Here is a 22582-nt window from a genome sequence, read left to right as displayed (position 1 = left end):
GGGGTCTCAGCTCTTCTTGGCGCGCCGGAAGACGCCGACGAGCTCGATATGGGCGGAATAGCGGAACTGGTCGACCGGCGTCACACCGTCCAGCGCATATCCGCCCGCGATCAGGATCGCGGCGTCGCGCGCGAAGCTCCCCGCGTCGCAGGACACGTAGATCACGGTCGGGGTCTTGGCCGCCGCCAGCCGCCGCGCCTGGGCCTCGGCGCCGGCGCGCGGCGGGTCGAGGATGACGGCGTCGAAGCCGTTCAGTTCGTGCTCCAGCAGCGGCCGGCGGAAGAGATCGCGCACGTCGCTGGCGATCGGCTTCAGGCCTTGTGTCGTGCTGGCGGCGCGCGTCAGGGCCAGGATGGCGGCCTTGTCGCTCTCGACGGCCAGCACCTGCGCCCGCTCGGCGAGGCGGAAAGCGATCGGCCCGCAACCCGCGAAGAGATCGGCGACGCGCTTGGCCTTGGCGGGCAGCGCGGCCAGCACGAGCGCGCCGATCGCGTCCTCGCCCGCTGCCGTCGCCTGGAGGAAGCCGCCGGGCGCCGGCGCGACCATCGCGCGGCCCATGCGCTGCTGCGGCGGGCGGCGCTCGACGACGATCTCGCCATGCATGGAGAGCCGCGCCAGATCGAGCCGCTCGGCCGCCTCCGTCAAGGAGAGCCTGAGCTTCTCGCCGGCCGGGCCATGGCCGCGAATGTCGATGTCGAGCCCGGCCTCGGAGGCCGTGACCTGGATGTCGAGCGGCTTGTTCGAGCCGCCGAGCCGGTTGGCGACGAGCTGGGCCGCGGCGGGGGCACGCGCCAGGCCCGGCGCCAGCACCGGGCAGGCCGGCACAGCGACGAGATCATGGCTGCGCGCGACCATGAAGCCGACAAGCATGCCGGGGCCCTCGCGCCTCGCATGGAAGGTGACGCGGCGGCGGCCGGCGCCATGCGCGTCGACGATGTCCGCGATGGGCGCGGCGATGCCGGCGCGCTCCAGCGTGGTCTCGACCTGGCGCCGCTTCCATTCGCGATACAGGCTCTCCGACATGTGCTGGGCGGCGCAGCCGCCGCAGCGGGTGAAGAGCGGGCAGATCGGTGCGATGCGCGATTCGGCGGGTGTGATGATCTCGACGAGCTGGGCGCGCTCGCCGTCGCGCACCGCGCGCACCGTCTCGCCGGGCAGCGCATAGGGCACGAAGACATCGCCCGTCGGCGTCTGCGCGATGCCGTCGCCGCGCAGCCCGAGGCGGCCGACGGAGAGAATCTCGTTCATCGCGAGCGTCATCGGGGGCAAGATTATCTCCGGCGCCGGCCATCGCCGATCGCCCTGTTTCGTTCGGGGGCCGAGCGGCGCGAGGCTGGTGACCCGTCCGCCGCTTTCGCCTATCAGGTTGGGAGCAAACAGGGAAATCCGGATATGGCGAGCCGCGACGGCGTCATCGAAGCGATCGGCAACACGCCGCTCATCAAGCTGAAGCGGGCCTCGGAGCAGACGGGCTGCACCATCCTCGGCAAGGCCGAGTTCATGAACCCCGGCCAGTCGGTCAAGGACCGCGCCGCGCTCGCCATCATCCGCGACGCCGAGGCGAAGGGGCAGCTGCGGCCGGGCGGCGTCATCGTCGAGGGCACGGCCGGCAACACCGGCATCGGCATCGCGCTGGTCGGCAATGCGCTGGGCTATCGCTCCGTGATCGTGATTCCGGAGACGCAGAGCCAGGAGAAGAAGGACATGCTGCGGCTGGCCGGCGCGACGCTGGTCGAGGTGCCGGCTGTCGGCTACGTCAACCCGAACAATTATGTGAAGGTCTCGGGCCGCCTCGCCGCCGAGCTGGCGAAGAGCGAACCCAACGGCGCGATCTGGGCCAACCAGTTCGACAACACCGCCAACCGCCAGGGCCATGTCGAGACGACCGGCCCCGAGATCTGGGCGCAGACGGACGGCAAGGTCGACGGCTTCATCTGCGCGGTCGGCACCGGCGGCACGCTGGCGGGCACCGGCATCGCGCTGAAGCGCTTCAACCCGACAATCACCATCGGGCTGGCCGACCCGATGGGCGCGGCGCTGCACTCGTTCTACACGACCGGCGAGCTCAAGTCGGAAGGCTCCTCGATCACCGAGGGGATCGGCCAGGGCCGCATCACCGCCAATCTGGTCGATGCGCCGATCGACGTCTCGTTCCAGATCCCGGATTCGGAGGCGATCCCGATCGTCTTCGACCTGCTCGAGCATGAGGGGCTGTGCCTGGGCGGCTCGTCGGGCGTCAATGTCGCGGGCGCGATGCGGCTCGCCCGGCAGCTCGGCCCCGGCCACACCATCGTGACGATCCTCTGCGACTACGGCACGCGCTACCAGTCGAAGCTGTTCAATCCCGCGTTCCTGCGCTCCAAGGGGCTGCCCGTGCCGGGCTGGCTGGAGCGCGACGCCGGCGCGCTGAAGGATGTGGTGGCGCGCGTGATGGCGTGAGCCGGCGATGCCGCTCGACCCCGCCTCCCCGCTCGCCCGGCTGATCGACGGACCGCTGCGCCCCGGGCGGATCGTCTGGATCGGCCTGCGCCCGGCGCGGCGGGCACCGATGCAGTCCGTCGAGACGGCGACGCTCGACGCCAGCGAAGGGCTCATCGGCGACCACTACAGCAGCCGTACCGGCGGCGCCCGCCACGTCACGCTGATCCAGGCCGAACATCTGGCCGCGATTGCCTCGCATCTCGGCTGTGAGGCCGTCGCCCCTGAGCTGCTCCGGCGCAACATCGTGGTCGCGGGGATCAACCTCGCGGCCCTCAAGGGTCGCCGTTTCAGGCTCGGCTCCGCGCTACTGGAGGCGACAGGAGAATGCCACCCGTGCTCGCGGATGGAGGAGACGCTGGGCCTGGGCGGCTACAACGCGGTCCGCGGCCATGGCGGCCTCACCGCCCGCGTATTGGAGGCCGGAACGGCGCGAAACGGGGACGCGCTGGAGCGCGAAAGGCTCACCTGAGCGATGAGGGGCGGCGACGCTTGGGAAAGGCCAGACTTTCCTGCGCCGGATTAACGTAAAATAGGGTCTTCTGCCGTAGCGTCATGAAACGACGGCCGTGAACCGGCGCGTTTCCAGGCATCTGAAAAATGGGCTTTCTCCGCTACGCAGACTTCAAGATCAGCCGGAAGCTCCTCTGCCTTCTGCTTCTGGTGGCGGTTCCCTTCGGACTGATGACCTATTCCTATGTCGATCAGGCCAACAAGGACATCAACTTCGCCCGCCGCGAGCTGGACGGCGTCCGCTATCTGCAGGCCCTGACGCCGCTTCTGTTCGACCTGTCGCGCATCGCCACCGGCCTTCCGCCGGAGACGATCGCGGCGCTCGAGCCCGTTCGGGCGCGCCATGACGGCGTCTTCGGATCGGCCGATGCCGTCGGCAGCTTCCTGCGGGCCGCCGGGCGACCCGATGCCGTGCAGGCCTTCGAGCAGGCACAGACCGCCCTGGTGAAGATCGCCGACGGCTCCTACCTGACGCTCGATCCCAAGCTCGACAGCTATTACCTGATGAACCTGGTGAGCGTCGTGCTGCCGGAGGCCGCGACGGCCACAGCCGCGCTGCGGCGCGCTCTGGAGCCCTTCCGGACCGGCTACAGCACGCGCAGCGATCTCGCGACCCTGGTTTCGGCCGTCAGCCGGTTCGAGCGGGTCCGCGACACGGTCCAGAATACGGTCGCCTCGGCCATCGAGGGCAATACCGACGGGCGTATTCTGGCCCAGCTCGGCGATGCGCCCGTGGCGCTGCTCCAGGCCAGCCATGCCGTCAGCACCGCGACGGCCCATATCGTCCTGGAGCCAGACAGCGCGCCGCTGGTGCGCCTCGTCACGGATGCTGACAGGGCGATCGAGCGCCAGTTCGCGGGGGCGGCGGGCCTCACCCGTGTCGCCGAGACGAGCCTCGCGGGCCTGCTCACTGACCGGATCGCGCAGCAGGAGCGCGACATCAGCACGAAACTCGGCCTGCAACTGGCCTTCTTCGTCGTCATCATCGTGCTGACGATGGCCGCGGCGCGCAGCCTCGCGAAGCCGCTGGTGGCGCTGTCGCGCGAGGTCGCCCGGGTTTCGGCCGGGCAGCGGCAAACGGCGATCAGCGGCTGCAACCGTTCGGACGAGATCGGCGAGATCGCCCGCGCGATCGAGGATTTCCGCCTGCAACTGATCGCCGCCGATGCGGCCCGGCAGGAGATGGCCGCCATCGAGGAGCGCAGCGCGCAGCAGCGATCATTGCTCCTACGCGAGGTCGCGACCCAGTTCCAGGAGGCGGCCGGCGACATTGTCGCCAGCGTCGCGGCGGCCTCCGTACAGCTCGAGGCCGCGGCGGACGACATGTCGGCCACGGCCGGGCAGTCCCAGACACGCTCCGAACTCGTCAGCGTCGCGGCGCAGGAGGCCTCGGGCCACGTCACCTCGATGGCCGTCGCCGCCGAGGAAATCGCCATGGCGGTCAACGAGATCAGCCGGCAGCTCGACGAGTCGAGCCGCTTCGCCCGCAGCGCGGTTGATCACACGCGGCTGACCGACGAGCGGATGGCAGCGCTGTCGACCGCCGCCGACCGGATCGGCTCCGTGCTGAGCGTCATCTCCGATATCGCGCAGCAGACCAATCTGCTCGCGCTGAACGCGACGATCGAGGCGGCGCGCGCCGGCGATGCCGGGCGCGGCTTCGCCGTCGTGGCCGCCGAAGTGAAGGCTCTGGCCGGCCAGACCGCCGCCGCCACGCATGACATCGCCAGGCTCGTCGCCGACATGCAGGGCGCGACACGCAGCTCCGTCGAGTCGATCGGGCAGGTCAGCACCACCATCGGGAAGATGTCGGACATCTCGACCGCCATCGCCGCCGCCTTCGTCGAGCAGACGGCGATCATCCAGGAGATCTCGAGCAACGCCCAGCGCACGGCGCATCTGACGGCCGAGGTCGCCCACACCATCGACGAGGTCAATGGCGGCGCCAGGCTCACCACCGATGCCGCAGCCCAGGTCCATATCTCGGCGCACCAGCTCACCGACCAGAGCCAGCGGCTGGCCAGCGAGGTCGACCGGCTGATGACCACGCTCGCCGCCTGATCCGGGGCGATCCCCGATCGGAGCGGGCCGCGCTAGCGGTGGTACAGCGGCGCCAGGGGCCGCGCGCGGGAAGGCTCCGCCGGCGGCGCGAAGATCGCGACCGCCCTGGGGTGAACCTTGAACAGCGCCGGCGTCGCCGTGACGATCTCTCCATCCGCATTGATCGGCATGGGCTTGCGCGTCTCGATCGTGAATTCGGTGCATTTGGCGGTGCGGACCTCCTGCCAGGCGCCATGCGTGCCCGAGCGGAAGGAGCGCAGCATCAAGGCCAGCTTCCAGACGTTCCTGAGTTCGAGGCTGTAGAGGTCGAGCGAACCGTCGTCGATCTCGGCGTCCTGTTCGATCACGTTGCCGCCGCCATAATGGCGGCCATTGCCGATTGCGATCTGGTAGGTCTCGACCCGGGTGGCCCGCCCCTTCTCGATGATCGTCGCGCCAAAGACCGAGGCGCGCGTCAGGACCTTGAGCGCCGCCAGCGCATAGCCGATCCGCCCGAAGCGCTTCTTCAGCGCCGGGTCAAGCCCCTGCGCGAGTTCGCTGCTGAGCCCGATGCTCGCGACGTTGAAGAAGGCGTGGCCGTTGACCGTGCCGACATCGACGAGCCGGGTCGCGCCGGCGGCGATCACGCTCGCCGCCTCGGCCGGGTCGAGCGGCAGGTCGAGCGTGCGGGCGAGGTCGTTGGCCGTCCCCATCGGGATGATGCCGAGCGGCAGGCCGCTCTCCATCACCGCGAGCGCGGACGACGAGACCGAGCCATCCCCGCCGCAGACGATGACGAGATCGGCCGATTCCCGCAGTCGCACGATGTCGCGCGCGATCTCGGGCAGATGCTCGAAGGTTTCGACGGTTGTCGCGATGCCGCCGTCCTCGAGCCGCCGCAGCACGGAGTCGATCGACTCGCCGCCGCGTCGCGACTTCGGATTGCGGAGCAGCAGGGCCCGCCGTCTCGTGGTTTCCGTCATGGCCTGCGCCAATCCCCTCTTGGCCAAACCCGGCCGGGTCACGGAAGTGGGCGGGTGCGGGCGGCTTTTCAACCGCGGCGGCTCGACGGGCGCGGCGCGGCAGTTGCCGCGCCGGACCCTGTTGCACCTGGCCGCCTCAGTTCGGCGGGCTCCAGAAGCCGGCCTGGTAGTCGCGGTTCGAGACTGCCGTGGTCGTGTCGGTCTCGGTGGCCTCGACTTGCGGTTCGGGACGGTCGCGCTCGTCCTCGGGCAGGCTGTCGCCCTCATGCCGTTCCAGCATCGTCGCTCCTTTCGTTGGTTGGGAGAGGTTGCGGTGGCCGCACTGGTATGGGCCGTAATGCTGCAACGCACAAGAAGCCGGACGGTTTCATGCCGCAGCGCCGAGATGCGCCGCAGTGCGGGATCACCCCGCCTGCAACGGCCAGACGAGAAGGATCATCGGGACGGCCACGACCAGGACGATCAGCGACAGCGGCGCGCCCAGCCGGGGGTAATCGCTGAACCGGTAGCCGCCGGGGCCCATCACCAGCGTGTTGCACTGGTGGCCGATCGGCGTGAGGAAATCGCAGGCCGCGCCGATCGCCACCGCCATCAGGAAGGCATCCGGATTGTAGCCGAGCTTGGCGGCAAAGCCCGCGCCGATCGGCGCCATCACCAGCACGGTCGCGGCATTGTTGAGAAACGGCGTCACCGCCATCGCAGCCGCCAGGATCAGCGCGACCGAGGCCCAGCCCGGCATCCCCGAGCCGATTTGCGCCAGCCAGCCGGCGAAGACGTCGGTGGCGCCTGTCGAGCGCAGCGTGTCGCTGACCGGGATCAGCGCCGCCAGCATCAGCAGGATCGGCGCATCGATGCTGCTGTAGGCCTCGCGCAGCGGCAGGCAGCGCAGCGCGATCAGGAGCACCGCGGCGGCGAAGAAGGTCAGCGGCACGGGGGCGAGGCCGAAGGCGAGCGCTATCACCGCCGCGAGCACGATCGAGACGGTCATGACCGCCTTGCGGGTCGAGCCCAGCGAGACGACCCGGTCGGCCAGCGGCAGCAGGCCGAGCTCCATCAGCTTCTCCGGCAGCTGCTTCTCGTCGCCCTGGATGACGACGATGTCGCCGGCCCGCAGGCGGATGTCGCGCAGGCGCTGCGTGAAGCGCTCGCCGGAGCGGCTGATCGCGATCATGTTGACGCCGAAGCGGGCGTGCAGCCCGATATCGCCGGCCGACTGGCCGATCAGCACCGAATTGGGGCCGATGATCGCCTCGCTGACCTGATCGGGATCGAGCGCGTCCTCCTTCTCGATCGGGCGATGCTGGCCGTCGAGATCGAGTCCGCCCTCGGCGACGACGCGCTCCAGCACCGCCGCATCGCCGCGCAGGAGCAGCGTGTCGCCGGCCTTCAGGCTGGCGTCCGGCAAGGGCGCCTGCAGGCGCCGCTCGTCACGCAGGATCGCGACGATCTGGAGTTCGCCCCCGCCCAGCGCCTTGAGCTCGGCGACCGTCTTGCCCGCGAGCGCCGAGGTCTCGACGATCGCGGCCTCCGTCACATAGTCCTTGATGTCGATCGCCTGGTCGAGCGAGACCGCGCCGCGCCTTTCCTGCGGCAACAGGCGGTAGCCGATGGCGAGGAAGGCACAGCCGGCGAGCGCGACGACAATCCCGACGGGGGTGAAGTCGAACATCGAGAAGGGCTCGCCGCCGAGTTCGGCCCGAACCCGGGCGACGATGACGTTGGGCGAGGTGCCGACGAGGGTGACGATGCCGCCGAGCAGCGAGGCGAAGGCCATCGGCATCAGGAAGACGGAGGGCGAGCGGCCGCCCTTGCGGGCGAGCTGGTAGGCGATCGGCAGCATCATGGCGAGCGCGCCGATGTTCTTGATGATCGCCGACATCACCGCGACGACGACCACGAGAAGCACCACCTGGGCCTGGGTCGAGCCCAGCACCGGCATGATCCCGGCCAGGGCGCGTTCGATCACCCGGGACCGCGCGACCGCGGCGCTCAGGACCAGCGCGCTGCCGACGATGATGACGATGTCGTCGGAGAAGCCCTTGAAGGCCTCGCCCGCCGGGACGATCCCAAGGGCGACGCCGGCCAGAAGCGCCAGCATGGCGACGATGTCATAGCGCAGACGTCCCCAGAGGAAGGCGACCATCATCACCGCGACGAGCGAGACGGAGAGCAGTTGGGGGGTGGTCATCGTCGCGATCCCGCTTTGCGCGAGATCTCAGGCTCGCGTGGTCAGAGCCACTTCTTCCACCTGAAGAACAGGTATGGCAGCACGGCGAAGATCACCATCATCGCCAGGGCCATCGGATAGCCGTGGGCCCATTCCAACTCCGGCATCGCCTTGAAGTTCATTCCGTAGATCGAGGCGATCAGGGTCGGCGGCATCAGCACCACCGAGACCACCGAGAACAGCTTGATGATCTTGTTCTGTTCGAGCCCGACGAGGCCCAGCGTCGCGTCGAGCATGAACTGGAGCTTGCTGGTCAGGAAGGTCGCGTGCTCCTCGATCGCCTGGACGTCGCGGATGGCGCTGCGCCATTCAGGAACGATCGCGCTGGCGGATTTCTTCGAGCGCTTGAAGTTCGCCGAGAGGAAGAGCAGCACGCGCTCGACCGAGACCATACTCTCGCGGACATTCGAGATGATGTGCTCGTACTGGCCGATCTTCCGGATCACCGCCTGATAGGCGCCGCCCTGCTCGACCTGCGACCCGCGCCCCTCGAAGATGCGGCGCGAGCGAAGGTCGACGCGGTCTCCGACGCCGCGCAGAACCTCGGCGGCGCGGTCGACGATCGCCTCGATCAGCCCCTCGATCACCGCGGCGGGCTCCAGACCGCAGCCGCCGGGCTTGTTGGCGCGGTTGAGGAAGATGGTGAAGGCGCCCGGCTCGTCATAGCGCACCGTGATCAGCGCCGACTCGGTGAGAATGAAGGTGACGTCGGCGAGTTTGGGAACGTCGGTTTCGGACTGGCAGATGATGCGCGCGGTCATGTAATGCGCGCCGTTCTCCGTATAGATGATCTCGGAGGGCTCGAGATCGTGCATTTCCTCCCGCGTCGGGATCGAGATGCCGAGATAGGTCTCGATCTTCCTGTCTTCGGCCGTGGTGGGGTTCAGCAGATCGACCCAGACCGCGCCCTGGGGAATCGCCTCCTCGTCCGGCAGGACCCGCCGCACGAGACGGTCGCCGTGCTCCGGGCAGATGGCATTGATCATCAGCATGGCGGGACCGTCCGGGTTGGTCGGGAGGCGACGTCGAGTGGCGCAGGAACTCCAACCCGCAGGCCGTGTCAAACCGATAACGGGCGGGTCAGGCCTGCGGCACGAAGCGTTCCGGCCGGCTACCGTCCCGGTCGGTGAAGCCATGCGCGTGCGCGAGATCCGCGACGCTGAGCACCTGCCCGGCATGGCGCGCGACAGCCGGATCGGCGAGCAGGGCCGCGACCGCACGGCCGGCATAGGCCGGCGTTTCGAACGCTTCCGTCGCCAGCCCGGCATCGCGGACGCGCTCGGTCGCGACGCGCCCCGGCGAGAGGCCGAGCGCGGTGACGCCGAAGGGTTTCAGCTCCTCCGCCATCGCCAGGGTCAGCCGGTTCATCGCGGCCTGGGCGAGATCGTAGACGACGTCGCCGAGATAGCCGCCTGACGTGTCGAAGCCCACGGTGACGATCAGGCCCTTGCGCGCCTGCACCATGGCGGGTGCGACCGCGCGCGCCAGCAGCAGTTGTGCATAAACACCGCTCTCGAAGCTCTGGCCCAGCCGCGCCACGGGCCTTCGCCAGAACGGCGCCCCGAAGGCGGAGCCGTCCGGATAGCGCTCGCCGTCATAGCCCTCATTGCCGCCCCAGACGGCGTCGACGACCCCGTCCAGCCGCCCGAAGCGGCGCAGGCACCAGGAGACGAGCTGGTCGACCTCGCGTTCCTGGGTGTGGTCGCAGCGATAGGGGTGGCCCTTGCCACCGGCGGCCTCGACCTCACGCGCCGTGTCCTCGAAGGTCTCGGGGCGGTGGTCGGTGCGCGGCCCCGCCTCGCTGGAGCGGCCGGTGACGACGACGGTCGCGCCGGCTTCCCCCAGCGCCCGGGCGATGCCGCGCCCGAGCCCGCGCGAGGCGCCCGCGACGAGGCAGACGCGGCCGGAGAGATCCTGGGTCATCATTCTGTCGCCTGTGCATGGGCAGTCGTCCGCCCCCGCCGCGCGGCGGGGTGTCGAAGGGAGGAATACCATGGATGCCGAAGACGTCGCCGCCTGCTGGGAGGGCAATGCCGAAACCTGGACCCGCCAGGCGCGGGCCGGCTACGATCTCTACCGCGACGCTCTCAACACGCCCGTTTTCATGGCGAACCTGCCGGACGTGGTGGGGCTCGATGGGCTCGATATCGGCTGCGGCGAAGGCTCGAACACCCGCAAGCTCGCGCAGGCCGGCGCGCGCATGAGCGCCATCGACATCGCTCCGACCTTCATCCGCCATGCTCTGACAACCGAAGCGGCGCAGCCGCTCGGTATCGCCTACCAGCTCGGCGACGGCATGGCCCTGCCCTTCCCCGATGCGCGCTTCGACTTCGCCACCGCCTTCATGTCGCTGATGGACATGCCGCGGCAGGACCTCGTGCTGTCAGAGGCGGCGCGCGTGCTGAAGCCGGGCGGCTTCCTGCAGTTCTCGATCCTTCACCCGTGCTTCACGCCGCCGCACCGCAAGGTACTGCGCGAACCGGACGGGACCGTGCGCGCCGTCGAGGTCGCCCAATACTTTGACGGCATCGACGGCGCGCTCGACATCTGGCGCTTCGGCGCCGCTCCGCCCGAGGAAAAAGCCGCCGTCGAGCCGTTCCGGGTGCCGCGTTTCCACAGGACGCTGAGCGAATGGATTTCGCTGATCGCTCAGGCCCCGCTGATGATCGAGCACATGGCCGAGCCCTCGGCCAGCCCCGAGATGGCGCGCCTGCATCCCTACATTGCCGACACCCGTGTCGCGCCACTGTTCCTGCACATTCGCGTCCGCAAGCCGGCCGCGGGATAGCACGGCGCAGGCGGCTCTCAGGCCGCGAAGACGGCCGCCGCATCCGCGATGGCGCCCGCGCCTTCCGTCACCGCCAGTTCGAGCGCCGGCGCCTCGGTCGTCAGGATGTCGGCGAAGAAGCGGGCGGTGGCGAGATCGTCCGCCCCTTGCGCCTCGGTGCGGGTGGCGAGCGCCTTGCGGGCGAGGCCGGTGCCGCCCTGCGCCAAAGCGAAGAGCTTGAGATAGGGCGTCGCGCCGGCCAGCACGGCCCCCTGGTCACTGCCCATCGTCGCCAGCATCCAGCGCGTGGCGCGCTCCAGCGCATCGACGGCGGCGGCGAGGCGCGCCGCACTGTGGCCGAAGCCCGGCGTGTTGGCCGCTTTGACCTGCGCGACCACGGCCCGCATCTCGGCGATCAGGTCGGCGACCGCCTGTCCGCCCGAGAGCGGCAGCTTTCGCAGCACGAGGTCGATCGCCTGGATGCCGTTGGTGCCCTCATAGATCGTGGCGATGCGGGCATCGCGCAGATGCTGGGCGGCGCCGGTCTCCTCGACATAGCCCATGCCGCCATGAATCTGGATGCCGGTGGAGGCGACCTCGACGCCGATATCGGTGGCATAGGCTTTGGCGACGGGGGTGAGAATCGCAGCGCGCTCGGCGGCCGCCTTGCGCGCGGCGGCGTCACCGGCGCGGTGCGAACGGTCGAGCGCCTCGGCCACCTGATAGGCGATGGCGCGCGCGCCTTGTGTCTTGGCGCGCATCTCCATCAGCATGCGCCGGACGTCCGGGTGGACGAGGATCGGGCTCATCGGCGCCCCCTTGGGCGCATCGAGCGCCGTGCCCTGGCGGCGCTCCCTCGCGAAATACAGCGCCTGCTGATAGGCCCGCTCGGCAATGGCGACGCCCTGCAGGGCGACGTTGAGGCGGGCGTTGTTCATCATCGTGAACATGCAGGCGAGGCCCCGGTTCTCCTCGCCGATCAGCCAGCCGATCGCGCCGCCCTTGTCGCCATAGGCCATGGAGCAGGTCGGCGAGGCATGGATGCCGAGCTTGTGCTCGATGCCGGAGCAGCGCAGGTCGTTATGGGCGCCGAGCGAGCCGTCGGCATTGACGAGGTATTTCGGGACCAGGAAGAGCGAGATGCCGCGGGTGCCGGCGGGCGCATCCGGCAGGCGCGCCAGCACGAGATGGACGATGTTCTCGGTCAGATCGTGCTCGCCATAGGTGATGTAGATCTTCTGGCCGGTGATCTTGTAGGTGCCGTCGCCCACCGGCTCGGCCTTGGCGCGCAGCGCGTTGAGATCGGAGCCGGCCTGCGGCTCGGTCAGGTTCATCGTGCCCATCCACTCGCCCGAGACGAGCTTGGGCAGATAGGTCTCCTTGAGATGCTGCGAGCCATGGGCGTGCAGCGCCTCGATGGCGCCGACCGTCAGCAGCGGACCGAGCGCGAAGGCGAACGCCGCCGAGTTCCACATCTCGATGCAGGCCGATTGCAGCAGCGCCGGCAGCCCCTGGCCGCCATGCTCGGGCGGGGCCGGCAGCGCGTTCCAGCCCGCGCCGGCCCAGGCGGTGTAGGCGTCCTTCCAGCCCGGCGGCGTGGTGACGGCGCCGTCCTTCAGCACACAACCATGCTTGTCGCCGACGCGGTTGAGCGGCGCGAGCACGTCTCCAGCGAATTTCGCGGCTTCGTCGAGCACGGCCTGGGCCATGTCGCCATCGAGCTCCGGCGCCAGACCATCCGCGATCAGCCGGTCGAGGCCCGCCACATGGCGCATCGTGGCGAGGATGTCCTCGACGGGGGCGCGATAGCTCATGATGTGTTCTCCCTGGACGCCAGCCTTGCCACTGTCGCAGCCGGCCATCTTTGTTTTCGTGACGTCGGCTGGCGGTGCGCCATGCCCCGGCCAGCCGCTTTTGGCGTTGCCGCGATGGTAGCGAGGAACTATCCCCGAGGCCATGCGCTGCGCGAACGGCGCCGCTGCAGCAGTGATATAGTTTATATGTAAACTGTATGGGGTCAATCGGGCGCGACCGCCCGGCGATGGAGCCATGGTGACGCAGATTCCCGTGATGCAGGATGTTCCCACCGACCGCGTGACGGAACGCCTGCGGCCCGATGCCGACGGCATCGCGCGCGCCGCCGCCCTGCTGCGGGAGGGCCGCCTCGTCGCGCTGCCGACCGAGACGGTCTATGGGCTCGCGGCCGACGCAACCTCCGGCGCCGCGGTCGCCGGCATCTACGGCGCCAAGGAGCGGCCGAGCTTCAACCCGCTGATCGCGCATCTGCCCGATCTCGCAGCCGCCCGCCGGCAGGGGCTGTTCGAAGCCAACGCGCTCGCGCTGGCGCGGGCCTTCTGGCCCGGGCCGCTGACGCTGGTGGTGCCGGTCTCGGCCGGGTGCGAGGTCAGCGAGCTCGCACGCGCCGGGCTAGGGTCGGTCGCGCTGCGGGTGCCGTCGCATCCGCTCGCCCATGCGATCCTGCAAGCGGCGGGGCGGCCCATCGCTGCGCCTTCCGCCAACCGCTCGGGCCGCGTCAGCGCGACCAGCGCCGCCCATGTGCTGGAAGATCTCGACGGCCGGATCGACGCCGTGCTGGACGGGGGCGCGACGGAGGTCGGCGTCGAATCCACCATCGTCGCCTGTCTCGACGGCGCGCCCCGCCTGCTGCGGCCCGGCGGCCTGCCGCGCAGCGCGATCGAGGGTGTGATCGGGCGCTCGCTCGTGCTCGCGGGCGAGGCCGGCCTGGCGCCGATTTCGCCGGGCCTGCTCGCTTCTCATTACGCACCTGCAGCCCGCATCAGGCTCGAGGCGGACGCCCCGCGCCCCGGCGAAGCCTGGCTCGGCTTCGGCAGCGACCCGGCCCTGCTGGCGAGCGCCGCGCCCGGGCTCGATCTCAGCCCCGGCGGCGATCTCACCGAAGCGGCCGCCAACCTGTTCGGGCATCTGCGGGCGCTCGATGCCGCCGGCCCCGCCGTGATCGCCGTCGCGCCGATCCCCGATCACGGCCTCGGCGAGGCGATCAACGACCGGCTCCGGAGGGCCGCCGCGCCGCGGTGAAGCCGCCCGCGCTCTTGCACACCTGCAAGATTTCGGATTGCCTGCCGGAGACCGTCGGCTGGGGCCCGCCATGAGCACGAATCTCGCCTGGGACGATTTCCGGCTGGTCAAGGCCATCGCCGACCATCACGGCCTGACGGGGGCGGCCGCCGCGCTCGGCGTCAACCATTCCACCGTGTTCCGGCGCCTTGGGCAGATCGAGGAGCAGGTCGGGCTGCAGCTCTTCGAGCGGCGCAAGACCGGCTATGTCGCCACCGTCGCGGGCGTCGAGATGGCGATGCTGGCCGCCCGCGTCGAGGACGATGTCGCCGCCTTCAGCCGCCGGCTCGCGGGACGCGATCTCGCTCCCTCCGGCGAGCTGCGCATCACCACCACCGACACGCTCTACCTCAACCTGCTGCTGCCGATCTTCGCCGCCTTCCGCGCCATCCACCCGGCGATCCGGCTCGACATCGTCATCGGCAACCAGGCGCTCAACCTGTCCAAGCGCGACGCCGATATCGCGATCCGCGCCAGCGATGCGCCGGGCGAGACGCTGGTCGGGCGCAGGCTGGCGACGCTGAACTGGGCGATCTATGGCAGCGCCGCGCAGAACGGGGCCAACGCCCCGTCGCCCCCGGCCGATCTGTTCGAGCGCGACTGGGTCGCGCTCGGCGATGCGCTCGGCTACGTGAAGGCGGCGCGCTATGTCCGCGAGAAGGTGGCGCCGGAGCGGATCGCGCTGAAGAGCTCCGCCGTGCTCGGCCTGGCGGAGGCGGTCGAGCAGGGGCTCGGCATCGGCCCCCTGCCCTGCTTCATCGCCGACCAGCGCCCCGCCCTGGTGCGGCTGCTCCCGCCCGACCCGGATTTCTCGACCGGGCTGTGGATCCTGACCCATCCCGACATCCGCAACGCCCCGCGCGTGCGCGCCTTCATGGACTATGTCGGCGGCGAACTGGCGAAGAAGCGCGGGCTGATCGAGGGGACGGGGTAGGCCCCTCCCCTGTCCCGGCTTCAGATCTCGATGCCTTCCGGGATCACGACCCGCCCCTTGGCATACGCATCCTTGAAGCGGTCGAGGCCGTGGCTGCCGCCATTGACCAGCTTGCGCGCCTGGACGAGATCATCCGCCGCCGCAGCAGCGCGGATCGCATCCTCCTTGTTGGCGAGGAACTGGGCGAGGATCAGGCCGGCGATGCGGGGCTGGTTGGCCTGGGCAGGCTGGGCAACGAGATCGACGCCCATCTGCGTGCCGATGCGGGTGTAGTTGTCCCGGCCGGTGAGCTGAATGAAGCCGCGCCCCTTGAACAGGGCGCCGTCGCCAGCCTGCGTGTTGCCCAACCGCTTCCCGATCGGCGTGCCCGGCTCGTAGAGGTCGAACGGGGTTTTCTCGGTGTTGAACTTGCTCTTCATCTCGTCGATGGGCACGAAACCTTCCGTCTCCGCCCGGATCGTCGCGAGCGCCATCAGCAGCATGTCGCGATCGGCCAGACCGTAGGAGCGCAGTCCCGCCAGGACATGCGGCAGGTGGGTGCGGATATTGGCGAGCGGGGTCGCGGGCACGAACAGCCGGGCGACCAGCTCGGGCGTGACCTGCGTGACGGCGGAGAAACTCGACCAGTTGCTCGATGCGGCGCTGGTCGCCAGCACCGACTGCAGCGAGGCGATCTCCGTACTCAGCTGGGACGTCTGCATGATCAGCCGGTCGGCCTGTTCGGTTTGCTGGGGCGCGACAGCCGCGGAAGGGCTTCCCGTCGGACCGGTCGATGTCTGCGTTGCGGCACCTCCGGTGATGGCGGGCGCCTTGGACATGAACCCTTCGATGAAGTCGGCGCCGGCATAGCCGGCAGCAGCCAGCCCCAGAAGAACCTCGACCGTCGCGCCGGCTGCGCCGGTCAGCTTGTCGAGGCCGATCGCCAGCGCGGCCAGCACCCCGGCGATGAAGCCGATGATCAGGCTGATCACCAGGCGGCTGGCGAGAAAGGTCGTGGCCTGATCGGGGGGCTGGGTGGCGTTGGAGTCGTGCAGCTTCTTCAGGCCGACGACGGTGCGCGCACCCTGCCCCACCATGCCCATCAGCCCCGCCAGAATCAGGGCGCTCAACAAGACCGTCGGTTGCATCACAACATCCCCCCGCGCAAGGCCGCGAGGTGAATACAACCTATGGTTTAGTTTTCGTCAATCCTCTCGCCCGGAGACGGGTTCCCGCCCGCCTAGCCAATCTCCACCACGACCCGCCCGCGCACCTTGCCGTCGACGATGGCGCGGGCGGTTTCGATGACGTCGGTCAGCGGGACCCGCGTCGTCATCAGGGCGAGGCGGTCGCGGTCGAGGTCAGCCGCCAGCCTGGACCAGGCCTCGAGCCGGCGCGGCTTCGGGCACATCACCGAATCGATGCCGAGCAGGGCGACGCCACGCAGGATGAAGGGCGCGACAGAGGCCGGCAGGTCCATGCCCTGCGCCAGGCCGCAGGCGGCGACGGCACCGCCATACTTCGTCATGGACAGAAGGTTCGCCAGCGTATGCGAGCCCACCGCGTCGACGCCCGCGATCCAGCGCTCCTTGCCGAGCGGGCGGCCGGGTGCCGACAATTCCGCACGGTCGATGATCTCGGCGGCGCCGAGGCCCTTCAGATACTCCGCCTCCTCGGCCCGGCCGGTCGAGGCGATGACATGCCAGCCGGCCTTGGCGAGCAGCGCGACCGCCACCGAGCCGACGCCGCCGGCCGCGCCGGTGACGACCACCGGGCCGTCTGTGGGCTTGAGCCCATGTTTCTCGAGCGCCAGCACGCAGAGCATGGCCGTGTAGCCGGCGGTGCCGATCGCCATCGCCTCGTCGGGGTTGAGACCCGCCGGCAGCGGCACCAGCCAGTCACCCTTGACCCGGGCTTTCTGGGCATAGGCGCCCAGATGCGTCTCGCCCGTGCCCCAGCCGTTCAGCACGACGAGATCGCCCGGCTTGAACTCCGGATGCTCCGAGGTCTCGACCCGGCCGGCGAAGTCGATGCCGGGGATCATCGGCCAGCGCCGGACCACGGGGGCGCGGCCGGTGATGGCGAGGCCGTCCTTGTAGTTCACCGTCGAATGCGTGACGCGGACGGTGACATCGCCCTCCATCAGCTCGCTCTCGGCGAAGTCGGTGAAGGCGAGGTTGGGGCCGGCCTCGCCCTTGGTCGCGACGAGGGCCTTGAAGGTGGTCATGGGCGTTTCCTCCGGACTGTCGTGTCCGGCACCAGATACGCAGCGCCGGCCGCGCGGCAACCCCGCGCGCCGTGCGCCTTTCGTCAGGCCGGTTGCGGCACCGTGCGCTCGACCGGCTTCTCGACGATCGGCAGGTTGATCAGCGCCGAGACGATGCCGAGCGCAACCGAGAGCCACCAGACGACGAGATAGGAGCCGAAGGCCTCATAGAGCAGGCCGCCGAGCCAGACCCCCAGAAACCCGCCGACCTGATGCGAGAAGAAGGCGAAGCCGTAGAGCATCGCCATGTACTTCGTGCCGAACATCAGCATGACCAGCGAGGAGGTCGGCGGCACGGTCGAGAGCCAGAACAGGCCGATGACGATGCCGAAACAGATCGCGGTCGCCGGGCTCGGCGGCAGCAGGATGAAGACCGCGATCGCCACCGAGCGGCCGAAATAGATCCAGGCCAGCAGATGGCGCTTGGGCATCCGTGTCGAGAGCCAGCCCGAGGAGAGCGAGCCCACCGCGTTCGCGAGCCCGATCACGGCCAGCGTCCAGCCGCCGACCCAGGCCGCCAGGCCCATATCCTTGAGATAGGCCGGCATGTGGACGGTGATGAAGGCGAGCTGGAAGCCGCAGGTGAAGAAGCCGAGCACGAGCAGGACATAGCTGCGGTGCTTGAAGGCCTCCGCCAGCGCCTGCGCGATCGACTGGTTGGGCAGGTTGGCGGCAGACGCCTGGACCGCGCCGCCGAGCTTGCGCGTCGACAGGAAGATCGAGATCGGCAGGATCGGCAGCAGCGTCAGCGCGAAGACCATCAGCGCCTGGTTCCAGCCGATCTGCTCGATCAGGATGTTGCCGATCGGCGGATAGAGGAACTGGCCGAAGGAGCCCGCCGCCGTGCCGGCGCCGAACGCCATCGGCCGCCAGGATTCGGGCAGGAGCTTGCCGAAGGCGGCCAGCACGAGGTTGAAGGAGCAGGCCGAGAGGCCAAAGCCGATCAGCACGCCGGCGCCGAAATGCAGCTGCAGCGGCGTGGTGGCGAGCGCCATCACGACGAGGCCCGCCGCATAGAGCAGCGCGCCGGCGCAGAACACCTTGACGATGCCGAAGCGGTCGGCGATCGCGCCGGCAAACGGCGCGCCAAGCCCCCAGAGCAGGTTCTGGATGGCGAGCGCCAGCCCGAAGGTGTCGCGCCCCCAGCCGAACTGCACGGTCATCGGGATCTGGAACAGGCCGGCGCTGGCGCGCGGGCCGAAGGTGATCAGCGCGATCAGGCAGCCCGCCGCGACGATGATCTCAGGCGCATGGCTGCGCCCCGGGGCGGGGCTCGAGGCGACGCTCATGGGCTGACATCTCCGGCAGGGGCTGACGTGTGGCTGCACGATAGCGCCGAACACGACGGCACGATAACGCGTTTCCGTGGGATGGCGCATCACGCGGATGCATGGGAGGGGCGGCGCGCACGCCCGGCCGCCCGCCCGACTTCGTTCCAATCCGCCCGCGTTAACCCGCGCTCAACCCTACCGGGGTGATAACGACAGCATGCGAAAGCGCGCCGGTCGCGCGCCCGTCGCTGCCCTGTTGTTCGTGGTGGGTGAGCGGTTTTGAGTCATTTGCGGTTGCGGCGGCGGACCAGACACATCGGATCGGCCGGGCTCAGATGGGCCCTGTCGACGGTCGCGCCCTGGGCTCTGTCGGCGGGACTGCTGGTCTCCTTCACCGCCTCGGCCGGCCAGAATGCCGGCCTCGACACGTTGCCCACCACCGCGCTCTTCCGCACACAGCCGGGCCCAGCCTCGGAACTGGAGGAAGGCCCCTCGCTGCTCGTCGCGGCCAGCGCCTTCCGCCTGCCCGGCCTGTCGCTGACCTCGGCGATCCAGAAGGCGCATCTTTCCTTCGACGATCCCGAGCGGCGCTTCGTCATCGACCCGCGCCAGCCGCGCGAGGAGATGAAGCGCAGCGCCAAGGGCTTCCCCGAGGTCGACCGCACCGCCAAGGGCGATCCGCTGCCGCGGCTGCGCCCGGGCCTCTCGGCGCGCGCGCCCGGCGAACTCGAGCGCGTCGTCTTCGGCGACACCCAGCCGGGGCTGATCTCGGGCGGCTTCTCGATCGCCGCGCTGCGCGAGGCGGAGGCCATCACCGGCCCGCCGGTCGGCTTCGAGCCGCATGCCAACGAGCAAGGCCTGACCGACCCCGCCCTCTCCGATGCCTCGCCCGATGCGCTCGCGGCGTCGGGCGTCTCGCCCTATGGCAATGTCCCGCGCACGCTCGACGGCGCGACACCCAGTGTCGCCGCGCCGCTGGCGCAGACTTCGACGACGCCCGCCGTGAACTACAGCGTGACCACGCTGGTGCCGGCGCTGCTGCCCCCGGAGCCGGAGCGGCCGGGCCTGATGGCGCGAGCGCCCTCCTCGTCCGCACGGCGCGGCGCGCTGCCCGAGAGCGGCGCGCGCGAAATCTATACCGGGCTGATCCCCGCCGCCGACATGGCGCGCCAGCAGCGCTGCCTGGCGGAGGCCGTCTATTTCGAGGCGCGCTCGGAATCCGACGAGGGCCGTGCCGCGGTCGCGCAGGTCGTGCTCAACCGCGTCAAGAGCACGCTCTACCCCGACAGCGTCTGCGGCGTGGTCTATCAGAACAGCCACCGCTACCTGGCCTGCCAGTTCACCTTCACCTGCGAGGGCAAGTCCCTGCGCATCACCGAGCCCGGCCCCTGGCGCGACGCCGTCCGCATCGCCCGCGAGGTCTATGAGGGCACGACCTATCTCCCGGAGGTGGGCGCCTCGACCCACTACCACGCCCAATATGTCCGCCCCTACTGGGCCAAGAAGCTCAAGAAGATGGACACGATCGGCCAGCACATCTTCTACAAGCTGCGACCGGGGCAGACGTGAGGGGGTGGTATCGCCTGTCGATGGACCATCGGCGGGCACCGCGATCTGCGCCCCCACTTGTCTTAATCGCCGCGGAGCCTGGCGTGAGTGGCTATGGCTCGTGGGCCCGCTCTTCGCCGATCGCATGCACCGGCGCAGGAGCCGCCGCGATCCATGGCAACCGCCCACCAGCCCTCCCCAGCTCGCCGCCACTTGACGGGGGGCGGAGCGAGGTCCGCACAGGGGGTTGCAGCGATGGCCCGAGCCAATCCGGGTCACCACGCGACGGTCGCCGGCGGACGTCAGGCGCGCAGCGCCGCTGAGGGTCGCGCTGCGTGTGCATGGCTCGGCACCGCGCATGGCGCCGCCTATGTCTTCGACCCCACCAGGCCGAAACCAGGCCGCCCCGACGATGAAACGCTAATGACGGACGGACGACAGAAACTGACTCGTCTTGGCATTCAGCTGCTCGCACTGACTGTCGAGGATTTCAGCTGACTCCCGCATCTGACTTGCAATCGCTCCCGTCAAGAACGATTCTTTCGAAATTTCGATGATGCCAGACGCTGTTTTGGCTGTCCTGCTGGACGCGTCCGACACGTTCAGTGCAATCGTTTGTGTGACCAGATCTTGGTTTTTGACAAATGTGGCGATGTCGTTCGCCGAATGGCTCAATCGCCTGATGATATCCGCGACCTCTTCGATTGAATCGAATGAATCTTTCGTCGCGATCTGCACCTCATGAATACGCTCGCCAATATCCTTGGTCGCCTGAGCCGTTCTTTCCGCCAGTATCTTCACTTCCGAGGCGACGACCGAAAAGCCCTTGCCGGACACACCGGCGCGCGCCGCTTCAATGGTTGCGTTCAACGCCAGCAGATTGGTCTGAGCCGCGATCGTCGAGATCACGTTGACGATATCACCGATCTGGTTGGCCTTTTTCGTCAGATTGTTGATCTGGCTGCCAGAATAATTCGCCACCTCGACGGCCTTATTCGACAGTTGCGCCGATTCAACCGTCCTCCGGCTGATTTCTTCAATGGACGAAACCAGTTCCTGTGTGGACCGGTTCATGGCCGCGATGCTCACGGCGGTCGACTCGGAGTTCGCTTCAATTGTTTTGGCCTGGGAACTCGTCTTCAGCGCGGCCTCCGCCATGCTCCCGGCAGCCGATCTCATTTCCCCGGCCTTCACCGAAACCGACCGCAGGATTTCGCCAACCGAGGCCTCGAACCGATCCGCCATGGCCTGCATCGTGGACTGGCGTTCCTCGTCGGCCCTTGCCGCGTCTTCACGTCTCTCGGCCCGCATGCGCTCGGTCTGAACCAGGTTGTCCTGGAAGATCTTGACCGCACGGGCGATCTGACCGATCTCGTCGTTGCGGCCGGCCCCGAAGTCGGCGGCCTCGGCCTCACCGTTGGAGACGCGCTCGATCACCTGCGCGATCCTGGCCAGGGGTCTGGTGACCCGTCGCATGACGAAAAACAGAACGACGCCCAGCGACAGCATGGCGCCAAAGGCGATCATCAGGACGGAGACTGAAACAGCGCGGGTCTGGTCGCGGCCGATCTTCGTCAGCGTATCGCTCTGCTGCGTCAGATCGATCTCCGGCGCAAATGCGCAGAAGAACGCACCGGCGAAGGCAGGCGTGCAGCGATAGTAGAGGTTGCCGTGCGTTGACCGCTGCAACGTGCCGGCCTGATCCGTCTCGATCTCGATGGTCTTGTCGTCCAAGCCGACAGACGACACGATCCGCCGGCCGACGACGACAGCCATGGCGACCGGAACGATCTCGTTCAGCCCTTTCAGCGTCGCCTCTTCCGCCTTGAGCCGCCGGCTGGCGACCATCACGGCAAACACATCTCCGAAATCATCGAAGACCGGATAAGCCATCACTGACACGAGCGAAGGCTCGGCCTTCGACCCCAGCGCCGCGAGCAAAGCGGCATCGCCCTGAACAATCCGCCCGAATATCTTAGGATCCGAGCGATTGTTATTATGTAATACGCTTGACAATTCAGAAAATATAGATTTCTTACTGAAATTGGTCGCCCAGGCCAGCGTATCCAAATTCTCGGCGAAGCCTTCGACATAGCGCATCTTGTGATCAAAAATCATCAGGCCTGTCAAATCCGCCTCGGCGACGGCGATATTCAACTCCCGCTTGATTTCAGTAATATTGCTCGTCATCAGCAACTTGATGATATCGTTGCGCTTCGAAATTCGACCTATGTCCTCCCCGATCTCATGGAATCGTTTTTCCATGGCGTTGAAGCCACGACGCGCGTCACTTTCAAGACGTTGTGAGAGATTGTTCTTCGACAGCCGGTACATCTCCGCCGACTGGATCAGCAGATTCTGGTCGAGGCGCCACGCAATGAAACCCGCGACGCCAGCGAAGGCGAAGGCCGTCATCGTCAGCACCACGACGATGAGCCGTGTCCCCATCGATCGCTTGGGGATGGGATGGCCAGACATGC

The 22582-nt window shown here is 68.7% G+C and carries 18 protein-coding genes; 7 read left to right on the top strand and 11 right to left on the bottom strand.

Annotation, left to right across the window (positions count from 1 at the left end; all coding sequences use genetic code 11):
• Window positions 1-6 precede the first annotated feature (6 nt).
• Window positions 7-1260, bottom strand: coding sequence for a class I SAM-dependent RNA methyltransferase (locus tag BSY19_RS12000; RefSeq protein ID WP_069054374.1), 1254 nt, complete (start codon window positions 1258-1260; stop codon window positions 7-9).
• Window positions 1261-1392: 132 nt separating this feature from the next.
• On the opposite strand from BSY19_RS12000, the gene BSY19_RS11995 reads away from it, so the two are divergent.
• From BSY19_RS11995 to BSY19_RS11985, 3 genes are all read left to right on the top strand, one after another.
• On the top strand, window positions 1393-2439 hold the full coding sequence (locus BSY19_RS11995) for a cysteine synthase A (protein ID WP_069054373.1): 1047 nt from the start codon (window positions 1393-1395) through the stop codon (window positions 2437-2439).
• Window positions 2440-2446: 7 nt separating this feature from the next.
• Window positions 2447-2950, top strand: coding sequence for an MOSC domain-containing protein (locus tag BSY19_RS11990; RefSeq protein ID WP_069054372.1), 504 nt, complete (start codon window positions 2447-2449; stop codon window positions 2948-2950).
• Window positions 2951-3078: 128 nt separating this feature from the next.
• Window positions 3079-5052, top strand: coding sequence for a methyl-accepting chemotaxis protein (locus tag BSY19_RS11985; RefSeq protein ID WP_069054371.1), 1974 nt, complete (start codon window positions 3079-3081; stop codon window positions 5050-5052).
• A gap of 32 nt (window positions 5053-5084) precedes the next feature.
• Here BSY19_RS11985 and BSY19_RS11980 read toward each other — a convergent pair whose 3' ends face one another.
• The 5 genes from BSY19_RS11980 to BSY19_RS11965 form a co-directional block, all read right to left on the bottom strand.
• Window positions 5085-6014, bottom strand: a complete 930-nt coding sequence (locus tag BSY19_RS11980) for a lipid kinase (protein WP_069054370.1) — start codon at window positions 6012-6014, stop codon at window positions 5085-5087.
• Window positions 6015-6150: 136 nt separating this feature from the next.
• Entirely contained in the window at window positions 6151-6294 is a 144-nt protein-coding gene (locus BSY19_RS27950) for a hypothetical protein (protein ID WP_171905134.1), read from the bottom strand.
• A gap of 123 nt (window positions 6295-6417) precedes the next feature.
• A complete protein-coding gene (locus BSY19_RS11975) occupies window positions 6418-8202 on the bottom strand; it encodes an SLC13 family permease (protein ID WP_069054369.1) in 1785 nt (594 codons plus the stop codon).
• Window positions 8203-8243: 41 nt separating this feature from the next.
• Window positions 8244-9233 (bottom strand): magnesium transporter CorA family protein, encoded by a 990-nt coding sequence (locus BSY19_RS11970; RefSeq protein WP_069054368.1) that lies wholly within the window; start codon window positions 9231-9233, stop codon window positions 8244-8246.
• An 88-nt stretch (window positions 9234-9321) separates the two neighbouring features.
• Window positions 9322-10164 carry an SDR family NAD(P)-dependent oxidoreductase gene (locus tag BSY19_RS11965; RefSeq protein WP_069057034.1) on the bottom strand — a complete coding sequence of 281 codons (843 nt, stop codon included), beginning with the start codon at window positions 10162-10164 and terminating at the stop codon, window positions 9322-9324.
• Between the two features lie 70 nt (window positions 10165-10234).
• On the opposite strand from BSY19_RS11965, the gene BSY19_RS11960 reads away from it, so the two are divergent.
• Window positions 10235-11029, top strand: a complete 795-nt coding sequence (locus BSY19_RS11960) for a class I SAM-dependent methyltransferase (protein ID WP_069054367.1) — start codon at window positions 10235-10237, stop codon at window positions 11027-11029.
• 17 nt (window positions 11030-11046) lie between these two features.
• On the opposite strand, the gene BSY19_RS11955 is transcribed toward BSY19_RS11960, so the two are convergent.
• Window positions 11047-12822: an acyl-CoA dehydrogenase family protein gene (locus tag BSY19_RS11955; RefSeq protein ID WP_069057033.1), complete on the bottom strand. Its 1776-nt coding sequence runs from the start codon at window positions 12820-12822 to the stop codon at window positions 11047-11049.
• 235 nt (window positions 12823-13057) lie between these two features.
• On the opposite strand from BSY19_RS11955, the gene BSY19_RS11950 reads away from it, so the two are divergent.
• Both BSY19_RS11950 and BSY19_RS11945 read left to right on the top strand, forming a co-directional pair.
• Window positions 13058-14065: an L-threonylcarbamoyladenylate synthase gene (locus BSY19_RS11950; protein WP_236840516.1), complete on the top strand. Its 1008-nt coding sequence runs from the start codon at window positions 13058-13060 to the stop codon at window positions 14063-14065.
• A gap of 70 nt (window positions 14066-14135) precedes the next feature.
• Window positions 14136-15038, top strand: a complete 903-nt coding sequence (locus tag BSY19_RS11945) for a LysR family transcriptional regulator (RefSeq protein WP_069054366.1) — start codon at window positions 14136-14138, stop codon at window positions 15036-15038.
• 20 nt (window positions 15039-15058) lie between these two features.
• Here BSY19_RS11945 and BSY19_RS11940 read toward each other — a convergent pair whose 3' ends face one another.
• From BSY19_RS11940 to BSY19_RS11930, 3 genes are all read right to left on the bottom strand, one after another.
• The gene (locus BSY19_RS11940) at window positions 15059-16147 is read right to left on the bottom strand and encodes a glycoside hydrolase family 19 protein (protein ID WP_150129594.1); all 1089 of its coding nucleotides are present in this window, start codon (window positions 16145-16147) and stop codon (window positions 15059-15061) included.
• A 110-nt stretch (window positions 16148-16257) separates the two neighbouring features.
• The gene (gene acuI / locus BSY19_RS11935) at window positions 16258-17244 is read right to left on the bottom strand and encodes an acrylyl-CoA reductase (NADPH) (protein ID WP_069054364.1); all 987 of its coding nucleotides are present in this window, start codon (window positions 17242-17244) and stop codon (window positions 16258-16260) included.
• Between the two features lie 83 nt (window positions 17245-17327).
• Window positions 17328-18572 carry an MFS transporter gene (locus BSY19_RS11930; protein WP_069054363.1) on the bottom strand — a complete coding sequence of 415 codons (1245 nt, stop codon included), beginning with the start codon at window positions 18570-18572 and terminating at the stop codon, window positions 17328-17330.
• A gap of 261 nt (window positions 18573-18833) precedes the next feature.
• Between BSY19_RS11930 and BSY19_RS11925 the strand changes: the two genes are divergently transcribed.
• Window positions 18834-20123, top strand: coding sequence for a cell wall hydrolase (locus BSY19_RS11925; RefSeq protein WP_236840515.1), 1290 nt, complete (start codon window positions 18834-18836; stop codon window positions 20121-20123).
• 399 nt (window positions 20124-20522) lie between these two features.
• Here BSY19_RS11925 and BSY19_RS11920 read toward each other — a convergent pair whose 3' ends face one another.
• Window positions 20523-22580 (bottom strand): methyl-accepting chemotaxis protein, encoded by a 2058-nt coding sequence (locus tag BSY19_RS11920; RefSeq protein WP_069054362.1) that lies wholly within the window; start codon window positions 22578-22580, stop codon window positions 20523-20525.
• Between the last annotated feature and the right edge of the window lie 2 nt (window positions 22581-22582).

The sequence above is a fragment of the Bosea sp. RAC05 genome (assembly GCF_001713455.1).
In the GTDB taxonomy this organism is placed as follows: domain Bacteria; phylum Pseudomonadota; class Alphaproteobacteria; order Rhizobiales; family Beijerinckiaceae; genus Allobosea.
The sequence above is the reverse complement of the archived record's forward strand: the minus strand, read 5'-3'. Positions and strand labels throughout refer to the sequence as shown.